General features: G+C 59.4%; 13 protein-coding genes. 6 read left to right on the top strand and 7 right to left on the bottom strand.

Features of this window, described 5'->3' with window-relative positions:
• Positions 1-169: 169 nt before the first annotated feature.
• Both FJ940_RS12050 and glf read left to right on the top strand, forming a co-directional pair.
• Positions 170-1,420 (top strand): glycosyltransferase family 1 protein, encoded by a 1,251-nt coding sequence (locus FJ940_RS12050; protein WP_246671008.1) that lies wholly within the window; start codon positions 170-172, stop codon positions 1,418-1,420.
• A 2-nt stretch (positions 1,421-1,422) separates the two neighbouring features.
• Positions 1,423-2,565, top strand: coding sequence for a UDP-galactopyranose mutase (gene glf / locus FJ940_RS12045; protein WP_140518318.1), 1,143 nt, complete (start codon positions 1,423-1,425; stop codon positions 2,563-2,565).
• A 73-nt stretch (positions 2,566-2,638) separates the two neighbouring features.
• Here glf and FJ940_RS12040 read toward each other — a convergent pair whose 3' ends face one another.
• Complete coding sequence (locus FJ940_RS12040) at positions 2,639-3,715, bottom strand: beta-glucosidase (protein ID WP_140656650.1); 1,077 nt, start codon at positions 3,713-3,715, stop codon at positions 2,639-2,641.
• 496 nt (positions 3,716-4,211) lie between these two features.
• Between FJ940_RS12040 and FJ940_RS12035 the strand changes: the two genes are divergently transcribed.
• Positions 4,212-5,054: an SIR2 family protein gene (locus FJ940_RS12035; RefSeq protein ID WP_140656648.1), complete on the top strand. Its 843-nt coding sequence runs from the start codon at positions 4,212-4,214 to the stop codon at positions 5,052-5,054.
• Positions 5,055-5,250: 196 nt separating this feature from the next.
• Positions 5,251-6,132 (top strand): manganese catalase family protein, encoded by an 882-nt coding sequence (locus FJ940_RS12030; RefSeq protein ID WP_140518321.1) that lies wholly within the window; start codon positions 5,251-5,253, stop codon positions 6,130-6,132.
• A 159-nt stretch (positions 6,133-6,291) separates the two neighbouring features.
• On the opposite strand, the gene FJ940_RS12025 is transcribed toward FJ940_RS12030, so the two are convergent.
• The 6 genes from FJ940_RS12025 to FJ940_RS12000 all read right to left on the bottom strand — a co-directional run bounded on the left by FJ940_RS12025 (position 6,292) and on the right by FJ940_RS12000 (position 10,862).
• On the bottom strand, positions 6,292-6,771 hold the full coding sequence (locus FJ940_RS12025; RefSeq protein WP_140518322.1) for a DUF2269 family protein: 480 nt from the start codon (positions 6,769-6,771) through the stop codon (positions 6,292-6,294).
• A complete protein-coding gene (locus FJ940_RS12020; RefSeq protein ID WP_140518323.1) occupies positions 6,771-8,057 on the bottom strand; it encodes an SDR family oxidoreductase in 1,287 nt (428 codons plus the stop codon). Before FJ940_RS12020 ends, FJ940_RS12025 begins: the two co-directional genes overlap by 1 nt.
• A 2-nt stretch (positions 8,058-8,059) precedes the next feature.
• Positions 8,060-8,380: a Rieske 2Fe-2S domain-containing protein gene (locus FJ940_RS12015; RefSeq protein ID WP_140656647.1), complete on the bottom strand. Its 321-nt coding sequence runs from the start codon at positions 8,378-8,380 to the stop codon at positions 8,060-8,062.
• 34 nt (positions 8,381-8,414) lie between these two features.
• Positions 8,415-8,933 (bottom strand): ferritin-like domain-containing protein, encoded by a 519-nt coding sequence (locus tag FJ940_RS12010; protein ID WP_140518325.1) that lies wholly within the window; start codon positions 8,931-8,933, stop codon positions 8,415-8,417.
• A 258-nt stretch (positions 8,934-9,191) separates the two neighbouring features.
• Positions 9,192-10,442: a phospholipase D-like domain-containing protein gene (locus FJ940_RS12005; RefSeq protein WP_246672554.1), complete on the bottom strand. Its 1,251-nt coding sequence runs from the start codon at positions 10,440-10,442 to the stop codon at positions 9,192-9,194.
• A 93-nt stretch (positions 10,443-10,535) separates the two neighbouring features.
• Positions 10,536-10,862, bottom strand: coding sequence for a low affinity iron permease family protein (locus FJ940_RS12000; protein ID WP_140632143.1), 327 nt, complete (start codon positions 10,860-10,862; stop codon positions 10,536-10,538).
• A 298-nt stretch (positions 10,863-11,160) separates the two neighbouring features.
• Between FJ940_RS12000 and FJ940_RS11995 the strand changes: the two genes are divergently transcribed.
• Together FJ940_RS11995 and FJ940_RS11985 are read left to right on the top strand one after the other, a co-directional pair.
• A complete protein-coding gene (locus FJ940_RS11995; RefSeq protein ID WP_140656646.1) occupies positions 11,161-11,481 on the top strand; it encodes a DUF768 domain-containing protein in 321 nt (106 codons plus the stop codon).
• A gap of 704 nt (positions 11,482-12,185) precedes the next feature.
• Complete coding sequence (locus tag FJ940_RS11985) at positions 12,186-12,944, top strand: Crp/Fnr family transcriptional regulator (protein ID WP_140518343.1); 759 nt, start codon at positions 12,186-12,188, stop codon at positions 12,942-12,944.
• The last annotated feature ends 208 nt before the right edge of the window (positions 12,945-13,152 follow it).

The raw sequence follows: 13,152 nt of genomic DNA, 5'->3' as shown, positions 1-13,152 counted from the left end.
TTAGGGCGCCGCCGCAGTCCCAATTCCAGCGGATCTCATGCCGCATTCCGACACCGCCTGCGAAGCAGTCGGGCGACCCTGCCTCTGATCGTCGGGGCCGGCGATCGACCTACGCGGGTCAATTAATCCCGTTGGAACAACTTACTGAATCGCAAGTTAGATAGAACTGATGGGCATCAGATGGCAACGTGAAAAATTAACCTACGTTAATTTTCGCGGTTATAACTCGTATAAAAAGGGAAAATATATGGACATCGCGCTTTCAAAAACAAAAAAAAGCACATCACAGGCGTATAATTCAGTACTTATCTGCTTTTCACATCTCCGATGGAATTTTGTATTTCAAAGGCCACAGCACCTCCTGACCCTCGCCGCCCGGCAGCAACAGGTAATTTACTTCGAAGAACCAGCCTTCGAAGATGTCCGCGGTCCCTTCATGCGCGTGAACGACGTAGCTCCGGCAATCAGGGTTGTCACGCCGGTCGTCCCCATTGGAACATCAGCGACAAAGGTGGATGCGATCCAGCGAAGTTTCGTCAATGAACTCGTCGCGCCGGTTCCTCATGACCGGCTGATTGCCTGGTATTACACGCCAATGGCGCTGCGCTTCAGCAGCCATCTTCGCTGCAATGTGTGCATCTACGATTGCATGGACGAGTTGTCCGCCTTCCGCGACGCGCCGGCGGAATTGGCACAGATGGAAAAGGAGTTGTTCGGCCGCGCCGATCTGGTCTTCACGGGCGGGCAAAGCCTCTATGAGGCAAAGCGCAGTCAGCATCGTTCAATTTTTCCGTTCCCAAGCAGCATCGATGCTGCTCATTTCAGCAGGGCGAGAGGGGGTGGCGACGAACCGGCCGACCAGGCAGGCATCCCCCATCCAAGGGTCGGCTATTTCGGCGTGATAGATGAACGGCTCGACATCGCCCTTGTGGGCCAGACGGCTGCGGCAATGCCCGACATCCAGTTCGTCATGCTGGGGCCGGTGGTCAAGATCGATTCGGCGATCCTGCCACGGGCTGGCAATTTGCATTGGCTCGGTCCCAAGAACTATGCCGACCTGCCGAGCTATCTCCGTCATTGGGCAGGCGGATGGATGCCATTCGCACTCAATGAGGCAACGAGATACATCAGCCCAACCAAGACCCCCGAGTTTCTTGCGGCCGGACTGCCGGTGATCTCCACCGCCATCGTCGATGTCGTTCGCACCTACGGTGCGGCGGGTCTCGTCGAGATCGTCGACGCCGACGATATTGCGATCAAGCTTCGCGCCATTCTGGCCCGCCCCAAAGACCTGCAGGTGAGGGAAGTTGATGCCTACCTCGCCGACAAGTCGTGGGAACGTACTTGGGATGCCATGGCCTCACACATCCAGGGTGTCCAGGCGATGAAAACTGTCGTTCCGCTGCGCAGGAGAGCCTGACGATGTTCGACTGGCTGATCGTCGGAGCCGGCTTTGCCGGCAGCGTGCTTGCCGAGCGCATTGCATCGCAACGCCGCGAAAGTGTCCTGCTCATAGACCGCAGAAATCATGTCGGCGGCAACGCCTATGACTGCTACGACGAAGCGGGACTCCTGATCCATCGCTATGGTCCCCACATCTTCCACACCAACGCGCAATCCATCGTCGACTATCTGTCGCAGTTCACGGCGTGGCGGCCCTACGAACATCGCGTCCTGTCTTCGGTGGACGGCAAACTGCTGCCCATCCCGATCAATCTCGACACAATCAATCGTCTTTACGGACTTGATCTCACCTCCGACCAACTGGAAGACTTCTTCGCTTCGCGACGCGAAACGGTGGAGGAGGTCCGAACCGCCGAAGACGTGGTGGTCAGCACCGTGGGCAGGGAACTCTACGAAAAATTCTTCCGCGGTTATACCCGTAAACAATGGGGCGTGGATCCGTCTCAACTGAGCAAGTCCGTAACGGCACGGGTGCCGACCCGCACCACCCGCGACGACCGCTATTTTGGCGACACGTTCCAGAACATGCCCGCCGGTGGCTATACGCGGATGTTCGAGCGGATGCTGGACAGGCCTGAAATCAAGGTGATGCTGCAGACCGACTATGGCGAGATACGCGAGAAGATCGGCTTTCGGCAGCTGATCTATACCGGGCCGATTGACGAATATTTTGATTGGAGGCTCGGCCGTCTGCCTTACCGTTCCTTGCGGTTCGACCATGTGACAGTGGATTGCGAACAATTCCAGCCAGTGGCGGTGGTGAACTATCCGCAGACGGAAAACTACACCCGCGTCACGGAGTATAAGCATCTGACAGGCCAACGGCATCCGAAAACCAGCCTCACCTACGAATACCCGACCGATATAGGCGATCCCTATTATCCTGTTCCGAGAGCCGAGAACGAGGAGCTGTACAAACGCTACGAGGCAATGGCGGACGCCTGCCCAAACGTCTGGTTCGTTGGACGGCTAGCGACCTACCGTTATTACAACATGGATCAAGTGGTGGGTCAGGCCTTGGCCACATTCGCGAGGATACAAAAGACCCTGCCGGCCTCGGCTTCTTTGGAGGCGCCGACATTTGCTGTGCTCGCGCCGTAACCATTTGCCGGACGAAGCCGAACGCGATGCCGTTCTACCCGACAGGCCCATGCTGCACGCGTGATAGCCGGGCTTACGCGAACAGAAGGCGCTGGCGCGCCAGCTCGTCCGCAACTGGCTGCCGGATGCTGCGCGAACCATCCGCGTGCACGGTAGAAAACAAGCCGACTTCGGCGTGGCGGGAATTGTCCCAACCCGGATAGGCTGTCACGGGATAAATGCAAATGCCTTGGATGGGGACGCCCAGCTCCATCGCGGCGCGGACCTCATCGCAGACGTAATGCAGCCATGCTGGCCCGGCGGATCCTTCGGACCCGGTTTCAGCAATGAACATCGGCTTGCGGAACCTGTGAGCGACCTCGAGCAACATCTCGGACAGCGCCCGATATTCATGGTGGCCCATGGGAATGGTCGGACCGTTTAGATACCACTGGTTGTGAGGATAAAAGTTCAGGCCAATCACGTCGACAAGATCTTGGCTGCCGCCCAGTTCAGGCTCGACCTGTCCCATCAGCATCTCATACGCCTCGAACTGACCTCGCCGGGCGTTCTGCGCGCGTTGCCGTTCCGCTCGGCTACCGTCGCGAGGCGCGATATGGATCAGCGGCTCAGCCCAGACGAATCGACAGTCGGGGTCGGCCTGTCGCATTGCACGGATGCCCGCGACCGCTGCCTTGACGAGATGCCGTTTGAACCATCCGCGCTTCTTTGGGCCGACACGCGGGAAGTAGCCGACTTCGACGGCCCAGGCAAAGAACGAGATTTCGTTGATTGGACAAAGCAGCGGAGAGGTGCCCGTGAAGGACCGATGGAACCGCACGGCCTCCGCGGCAAAAGCGGCGTATGAATCGATGAATTCCTGCGATCCCTGATCGATGTGATCGGGCGACCCGTAATGAAAAACATCCCAGATCACCTGCACGCCAACGGCACGAGCCGCTTCGATCATGGCCGCCCAACTCGACCAGTCATAGATGCCCGGCGCCGTTTCGATCAGGTGCCAGCGCAACCCGTCTCGGATCGTTCGAAGCCCGAGCTCGGCACAGCTCCGGTAGTCCGCCAAGGCATGGATGTTGTGCGAGGTAGCGCGAACAAGATCGAGCCGGACACCGTCGTTCCGCCTGTGGGAGGAACATTCAAAGCCGGCCATGAAGAAGCTTTCGAAGGTTCGGCCGACCGCTCGGTGTTGACCACCGTCTACCGCATCCTGGACCGGGCCGGATCGTTCGGTGGGGGCCGGCCTAGCCATCATGCTCTCTCGCGGGTCTGGCGATTTGCCCGTAGCTCGTTACAGTTCACGGTGCTACGCGATTCGTCGACAGGATCGGCTTCAGGATGCCGACTGGCGCGAGCTTCTGCTTGGCTTCTGTCCTGCTCGTCCATGCCGCGCTTGGCTGTCTGCGGCCAGGCTAGCCTACCCAAGCGTGCCGGCTCCTTGATTGTCATTGATGCATTTCTCCGCTGGCGATCGGCGCCGGAGCTAAACCGCGAGCACAATGCTTTGTTCCGACTGCGCCCGTTACGAACCCCATGCGGACGATTGTTCCCCGGCGCGTCGCAAACCCCACGGCGGGTCACCGCCGGCACGAGAATGGAACCGGCGACCGTCCCGGTAGTTGGGATGATTATCGGTCGGAGGTTTGTCCATGCTTTCCCCCATCGAGCAGCTCGCGCGTTCCGTCAGGGAGCGGCGCGCGATCCTGTTCGTTGGGGCTGGCGTGTCAATGAGTGTCGGCCTGCCCTCCTGGCGTAAGCTCATCGATCATCTGGTCGAGGACCTGGGCATCGATCACGGCATCGTCGCGCCGTCGGACGTCAGCTACCAGACGCTGGCGGAGTTCTACCGGTTGACGCGGGGCGCCATCGGACCGCTGCGAAGCTGGATGGATCGGCACTGGAGTGTCTCGCGTGAGAAAGTGAGATGTTCGGAGATCCATCGCCTGATCGTGGAACTAGACTTCCCGATCATCTACACGACCAACTACGATCGCAATCTCGAGGTCGCCTTCGAAGTCCATCGCCGCGACTACGTGAAGGTGGCAAACGCAAAAGACATCGCCAAGGCAAGCAACGGCGTCACCCAGATCGTCAAATACCACGGCGACTTCGACGACGACTCCTCCCTCATTCTGGCCGAGACGGACTATTTCGACCGGCTGTCCTTCGATTCACCCCTGGATGTGAAATTCCGCTCGGATGCATTGGGGCGGACGATCCTTTTCATCGGCTACAGCATGTCGGATATGAACATCCGCCTGCTTTTGCACCGCCTGTGGCAGACTTGGAGGCTGTCGGGCTACGAGGACGACCGCCCCAGATCGTTCATATTCATGCCTAGCCCGAACGTGGTCCAGGAAGCGGTGCTGGGTCGATGGGGCATAGAAATGTTGAGCGAAGAGGCGGCCCAGCCTGAACAAGCGCTAGCAGCGTTCCTGTCCAAGCTCCTTCACACCATGACCGGCGATGAACCGGAGACCAAGGCGTCCTGAGGGCGACGGTGAAGGCGGTCACCGTCGCGGTTCGCTTCATCGTGGTCTTGCGCCAAACAATCGCGCCCTGCCGAAGCGGATTGCACACGTTGCGCGCACGCGCGTACAACTCGACATGGTCAGGATAAATACTGTCGAACAGAAGGAACATCTTGTTCTGCGGTCGGTTGGGCGAGATCAACGGAGATAACATGAGATGTTTTACACCGACAAGAAATTGCAATTCCCTGTGCGCGTGAAAACGCCCAGCCCGATCTTTGCTCGTGCTTTGCAGCAGGCGATCGGCGGCGTCGAAGGCGAGATACGAGTTGCGCTGCAGTATTTCTTCCAGGCCTGGGGCGCGCGCGGCCCAGGCAAATACCGGGATCTGCTGCTGAACACCGCCACCGAAGAACTCGCCCATATCGAGATGCTCGCGACAGCCGTGGCGTTGAATCTGGAAGGAGCGCCGCTCTCTTTGCAGGAAGACGTTTCGGCCGATACGATCGGCGGCTCCGTGTTGAACGGCATGAACTTCCGCCACATCCTTTCCACCGGACTCGCGGCATTGCCGGAAAATTCAAACGGCGTGCCCTTCAACGCTTCACACGTCTACGCCAGCGGCAATCTCGCCGCCGACATGGTCGCCAATGTCACGGCGGAAAGCAGTGGCAGGGTGCTTGCCACACGCCTCTACAACATGACCGACGATCCCGGCATGAAGGAGATGCTATCGTTCCTGATCGCCCGCGACACGATGCACCAGCAGCAATGGCTAGCAGCCATCGAGGATATGGGTGGGCTCGCGACCTCGCTGCCGGTTCCAAACTCCTTCCCCCAGGAACAGGAATTTCGCGACGTCAGCTATGCTTTCGTCAACTGTTTCGTCGACGGCGTGCCGCCGCCCGAGGGCCGTTGGTCGAGCGGCAAATCCATTGACGGCAACGGAGAGTTCACGACGGTCGCGGGCCAGCCGATGGGTGAGGAACCCATGCTTGGCTCACCCCGCGTGGACAGCGGAGCACAGAGCGAACAGATCGGTTCTGCCAAAGGCTCCAGTCGCGCCAGGGGGTCGGACGGCAACCGCGCTCGCGCCTAGTGACACCTTCCAGCTCGGGGCTGACGCCAACGCTTTCTCCCGTGCCGCCAATCCCGGGGGAAAGCACTCTACGGCGTCGCGCCTCTGCTCAGGGTGAAGTAGCCGTATTGGCGGAACTCACCTGCTGCCCATCACTTGGCCAGCGAACCATCGTCACCGTCAATCGAACAAATCGATGAGGGGACGCGTGATCATGAGCCAGAAGATGGCGAGCACGGCGGCGAAGGCTGGGAAGCCGAAGACAAACCACAACCGAAACAGCTTGTTGTATCGCTCCGGCGGCGGGTCGCCAGATGTGGCGGCGCGCGCCGCCAGATTGCGCATCTCCATCTGCATCCAAACAACCGGCAGCCAGAACAGGCCGGTCACGATATAAAGCACAATCGACAGCACGATCCATCCTTCCCTCAGTGAATAGCCAGCCTGCCAGGCAAGGGCTACCCCGGTGATCGGCTGCGCGACGACGGCAGTCGCGGTAAAGAGGAAATCAGCGACAACCACGATGCGGGCAACTGCCGCGATCGTTGCGGCATTGCCGGTCCGGTGGGCGAGGAGCATGAAGAAGGCGATCCCCGCCCCTGTCCCAAGCAGCACGGCTGCGCCGATGACGTGCAGATATTTGACCACGAAATAAAGCATCAGCGCTCATCCAGGATCGCCAGGGCAACGAAGTGCAAGGTGAGGATCGGCAGGATCTTCATCAGCGGGCCGAGTGGCTCGTTCCAGAGATCCGGGCGCAGGATGGTGCCGGCGATGGCATAGAACAGCGAGATCGCGATCGCACCCCAAAGACCCGGGCGGCTTGTCGGCCGGAAGGCAATTAGCGCGCCGACAGCCGCGTCGGCGATTGCACCGGCCACGACCGCGGCCTCGGCGTGGGGCGCCACCGCAGTGCCGATCAGCAGTTCGACGCCATTACGCCAGCCTGTCGTGAGCGAGATGATGCCGGTCATGATCCAGAAGAATGGCAGCACAACGAAGATCGCCGGCTTGATGAAATAGAGCCCGGCAAACCATCGCTCCTGGACCGTTGCCGGGTCGGCCGCAAGTGCTGATGCGAGGCTTGCCGGGTGAATGCCTGTCGTCGCGATCCAAGGCTGCGGATCACCGACAGCGCCTCGAGTGATTTCTTTTTGCGCATTGCTGCGGATCGGCGGTCGCCAGCCGAGCCACCCAGCCAGATCGCCCAGACGATAGATGCCTCTCGCCGCCCAGCCGGGCAAGGTGAATACGGCTGTCTTTTTCCATCCGAACCACTGGCGGTAACGACTGATGAGCTCTGTCATGGTGAGTGCCTCCGGCCCCGCAAGTTCCAGCGTCAAGCGAGTAGGACTCGCGGGCTGGAGGAAGAAAAGAACGGTCGAGACAATGTCATCGAGCTGAACGACTTGCAGGCGACCGGTACCAGGCATGGCCGGCAACAATGGCAGTGCGGCCAGCCCACGCAACAATGCGCTTGCGCCAAAGACGCCGCGCCCCAGCACCACCGAGGGACGCAAGATCACCCAGCCGACATCGAGCGCCATCAATGCCTTGTCGCCGGCCAGCTTGCTGGCGGAGAAGGCGGACGGCTGATCGCGGTCGACACCGATCGCCGAGAAGTGGATGACCGTCTTGATGCCGGCCCGTTCGCAGGCCCTGAAGAGAGCGGAAGCGGCGATGGCATGGACCTCCTGAACTCTTTCCCGCGCGTTGTCCTGCAGCACGCCGGCGCAGTTCACGACGGCATCGACGCCTGAAAGAGGGGAAGACCAGTCCTCCGGTCGGACCGCCTTCGTCATATCCACGATGACGTCCGAATTCTTCGGAAAGCCCGCAGGTCGGGCGCTGCGGAGCACGCGCCGTACTTCGTGTCCCTCCGCCTCCAGGCGCGCGCACACTGACGAGCCTATCAAACCTGTAGCACCGGTGACGAGGATCTCCATCCCTAGAGTCCGGCCTGCGCCGGCACCCGGGCCTCGAGCGGTCTGGTTACCGGCCCGGAAAGAACCACATCTTGCTGGCCGAAGCCGCATCCGTGGCAGGAGCAGGACCATGTCTGGTCAACCGGGTTCCGCCCGTCGATGCACTCAAGATGGGTACAGATCGCCGAATACGCGGTAATCGAACGGTCCGCCGCCTTGCTGATAGCGAGTCGCTCGCCATCATGATTGATCAGCCGACCCTCGCCTGAGCCGATCCCATCTACCGGCACCTGTTTCGCGGCCGTAGGCCCGGAGACCGCTACTTCGGCTTGCCGGATATCCATGACGCACGTCCTCGGCGTGATCCAGTACGGATATCTATGCTGCCTTTTGCATAGCTCTCTCGTTCACACCGGCCTCCCCGAGTTGCGTCAGTGCTTCATCCGTCGCCTTTTCCTCCTTGAGCGACTGTTCGAGCAGCGGAACGGCCTTTTTCAGACCAAGCAAACCGGCCCAGGTGATCAACGTTCCATATCGGGCGATTTCATAGTGCTCGACGGCTTGCGCGGCGGCTACGAGCCCGGCATCCAGGGCCGGAGCCTCTTGAAACTCCTCCAGGATCTCCTGCCCTTCTTCGATGATGCCGTCGATTGCCGGGCAGGTCTTTCCCTGTGCCCGCTTGCCGAAGATCTCGAACACCTGCTGCAGGCGCTCGATCTGGCCTTCCGTCTCCCCTCGATGCTTCTCAAAGGCAGCAATCACCTTTTCGGATTCAGCTCCCTTCGCCATCTTCTTCAAGGCGGAAAGGATTTTGCGCTCAGCGTAGTAGATATCCTTCAAGCCATCCTGGAAGAGATCCTCAAGTCCCTTTGTCTGCGAAGCTTTCTTGGTTGCCATCGTCATCTCCTGCTTGAGAGCGCGCCGGGCGGCACCCTGCTCAAACGAGGCGGCTAGTTGTTTGTTCCGCCGTGTTTCAGCAGGCGGCCGGCACGCCGTCGGTTGCGAACAACCGGTATCGACGCACTGCCTAAACGCGCACACGATGGTGCTGTCTCGCCAATGCCGCATCCAGGCGCGCTATCACGGCGCCGATGCGACACTTCGATAACGCGAGCGACGAGTATCCGTTTGCGGGGACTCGTCCACCAAGAGGCTCTAGAGTTGCGAGTGTAGTCTGCTGGCCAGCCAGTCCGATATTTTTTCGGTCAGGGGGCGCGCTTCCCATTCGCCCAAACTGATCTGCCTTGATCGCGCAAGATCCTGGCTGAACAGGTCGATCTGCGTTTTGGCAAAATCCCGGCCGTATACATTCAGCGTGGCTTCGTCGTTCAGTCGCAAAGAGCGCTCGTCCAGGTTGGCAGAGCCAAAGCTCGTCCAGACGTCGTCGACGATCAGGAGTTTGGGATGATACATCGTTGGCTGGAACTCGAAGATCCGGACCCCAGCTTTGAGCAAGTCGCCCCAGAAGTACCGCGAGCCCTTTCGGACCAGGGGCACGTCTATGAGCCAGTTGGGCACGATCACGTCGACTGCTACCCCTCGTTTCCTGGCGTCCAAGATCTGCTGCAGGGCAATATCGTCAGGCACGAAATAGGCCATTCCGATGCGAAGATGATCCCTGGCGGCAGCGATCGCCGCCAGCATCATCAGTTCCATGTTCTCCGAGCCATTTGGCTGCGATGACAGGATCAGCTGAGCGCTAAGCGACCCCGCAGGTTCGGAGGGTGAGTAGAACTTCTCACCTTGCAATGTCTCGCCGGCCGTCTCCAACCAGTTTTCCGCGAATGCCGCCTGGAAGGCAGACACTGCGGGTCCTTTGACTTGATAGTGCGTGTCGCGCCACTCATCTGGATTGCGGGCGTTTCCGAGCCAGTTGTCGGCAATACCGACGCCGCCGGTGAACGCGACCAGCCCGTCGACGATGAGCAGCTTGCGATGGGTCCGGTTGTTTACACGATCCAACGTATACCAATGAATAGGTCTATAGCGCTGGAACCGCACGCCGGCGCTTGTCATGATCTCGATCAGGTCTTCATCGAACGGCAGGCTGCCGACCCAGTCAACGAGCACACGGACCTCGACACCCTCCCGGGCTTTGGTTGCCAACGCGGTCGCGAACTCATAACCGACGACCCCCGACCAATAGATATAGGTCTCGAAATCAATTGTAGACCGAGCCGCATGGATTGCCTGCAGCATTGAAGGAAAGATCTCATCTCCGTTGACAAGGGTTTGTACCGCGTTTGAATCGAACAGCTGTCCTTGTGAATAACTGCTCATGCTCCTTGCAAATTCGGGATCCGACGCGTCGAATCGGTGCGGGACAAGCGTTCGCAAAATGCGTGGCTCTGGTGCCAAGTTCATGCTGAGCAACGTGATCAGGCTGGCGATGACGGCAACGGCCACGTATTTGAGGCTCTTAAGCAGCCTTCCCCGGTTTACGCCAAACCTCACTGGGTCCGCACCCGCCCGTAGCGCCGCGAGTCCGCATGGCACATCTCAATCGCCCTGCTGTTTACGAGTGCGATGCTTTTCGATTTCCTCTGGTTCCTCATCATCGATTCTGGTGATGTTCGATGCCGAGCTATTCGTTCGCAACATCTCATCCAGCTTGGCATGGATCGCCTGCGTGTCGCGATGTTCTGCGCGTTGAATGAACAGTGTCATGGCCCAGGTGAACAGGGTCGCCGCGCCGTGCCAGTTCAAACTCGCCCTGTCGAGAAATAGCCAAAGGGCCGCGTAAGCCAGCAGCACCAGGAATGCTGCCGGCCGAGAGGTCAACGTGCCAATTGAGGTGAGCACGCTCGTGATCGGGCGAGTTGCCATCATCAAGAACTTTCGACTGCAACGCAGGTTCCCGTTGTGCCAAGCTCTACAATGCATGCCGGCGGAGCGCCAAGCAGTGGTGGGAGCGCATGTTCCATTCCAAGCGGCGTTCGATGACCGTTTTAGGAGCAGCCTGCGAGCATTCTCCATCTCACCATTTCGGCAGCAATGATCACCGTTCAAATCGGCGCAAGAAGTCACTCGGGTCGATCGCCGAGCCCACGGCACTTTCGACAAGGTGTTTGCATCCTTCGTGCGAAATCCGCGTTGGTAGGTGCACATTGAAGGTGGTGCTCAAATGGATTCCAAACCCGCTTTTGCCAATCCCAAGACCGCTGCTGCCGGCGACGCGGACCTCCTGGTGAATAAAACGGCACATTTCGTCGGAGAATGGATCGATGAACATATCAGCGATGCCCCTTCGGCAATGGCGGCCGAAATAGTCGCCGAGAAGCTAGCCGATCAATGTATCTCCGATGCTGAAAGCAAAGGGATACTGGCGGACGAGATCAGCGAGGAAGTCGGCGACCTCAAGGAATACATCGCCAAGACCGTGCTCGCGGACGATGGCTCGAACAGCGACAGCCGCCAACAACCGGCTGCCGGCGCTTCGCCCTAACTAGAATGAGAGATGTGAATGCCGAAATTCCGTTTTGAGTCCATAGAAAGCACGGCGGACCCGGCAATTCACGCCGAGCTCGCGAACCTTGCTGCGGCCGACGGGCAGGCGAAACGAGCAGCAAAGAAGCAATGCTTGCCGGATTCGCCTCAGGTCTGGATCGACATCTTGGGAAGTTTACGAGGAACCCGGCTATCTCGTTGCCACGAGCGGATTTCAGGATCTGGTATCCACTCCAGAAGGCGATGGGCGCGATCGACGATACCGACGAACCAGGCGTAATGCGGTCGGGGTGAGGGCAGCCCCGGTCTCCGGCCAAGTCCCTTACATGCATATCGTGGTCCGGCCGTTGGGGCGAAGGTGTCGCTCCAGGGGAAGATATGAAGCGTTCTTCTTCCTGTGGAGCGGAACCTTCGGCCTCGTGCAGCCTTACGTTCATTAGGTGAATGAGGGGAGATGCAGCTTGCCGGAATGGGTGCTGGGCATCGCGAGCGAGCGCTCGGCAACGCCAGAGCTATCGGCCACACGAAGAAATGGATGGTCTGGCTTGCCGCTCTCGACCCCTTAGACAGCGGTACTATCCATGATGCTACGATTTTGATGGCTGTCGACGTGATCAGTTCCCAAGCATAGCGGCGAGGCACGGCACGCCATCCGGCCTGATCTGAGCTTCTGAGCGGCGCTCGACATTGAGGAGGTAACTCTTGCCAAGTGAGACGATACTGCCGAACCGATCAGTTGTCGACGTATCGGTGTTGTTCAAAGTGCTGGAGCGACGGGACGTTCTCACGGATCAAGACCGGGCAGTACTTCAGGACGGTCCCTGGCGGGTACGTGACTACGAAGTCGGTGACGAAATCGTCGCGGAGCACGCCGAACCCAAGGAGAGCTGCGTTATCGTCTCGGGGATCACGGGAAGAACTGTCACCTTCGCCGACGGCAGGCGCCAGATAACGGCCCTCCACATTCCCGGCGACTTCGTTGATCTGCATGCATTCCTGTTGCACGTAATGGACCACAACGTCGTTGCTTTGGCACCGGCTCGCATGGCGTTCATCGGCCATGATCCGCTGCGTCGGATCACTGAGACCCACCAGCATCTGTTCCGCGTGCTGACAACGATATTGGCGGTGGATGCCGCCATTCAGAGGGTATGGATTGCCTGCCTGGGGCGCCGGTCCGCTGAAGCCCACCTGGCGCACATCATTTGCGAGATGTTCCTGCGGATGGAGGTCGTCGGCTTGACCCGGGAATGGTCATTCGAATTCCCTGTCACGCAAAACATGCTGGCGGATACGATCGGACTGTCTGTTGTCCATCTCAATCGGACGCTCATGGCATTGCGCCGTGCTGGCCTTATCACCTGGCAGCGTAAGGTGGTGACCATCACGAACTGGGATCGCTTGGCGCGAGCCGCTGAGTTCGATGCGACTTATCTCAACCTTCGCAAAGAGCCACGATAGAAAGGTTATTCGCCTGCTTCTTCCCCCAGAGGCAGCAATGAGGCCTAGCAAAGGCGCGCGGCAAGCGATTTTCTTTTGAGCTCCTCTGCTGAATTTGCACCTATCCAGGCGACCCACGGAGCCCGCGATCCACGGTGTCGATGCACCTGGCATTGACGGATCTGATGCGCCTGGCGCCGACTGAAGGGTCAATGTGGAACCTTTGGTC

This window comes from Mesorhizobium sp. B2-3-7 (assembly GCF_006442695.1).
Lineage (GTDB): Bacteria > Pseudomonadota > Alphaproteobacteria > Rhizobiales > Rhizobiaceae > Mesorhizobium.
The sequence above is the reverse complement of the archived record's forward strand: the minus strand, read 5'-3'. Positions and strand labels throughout refer to the sequence as shown.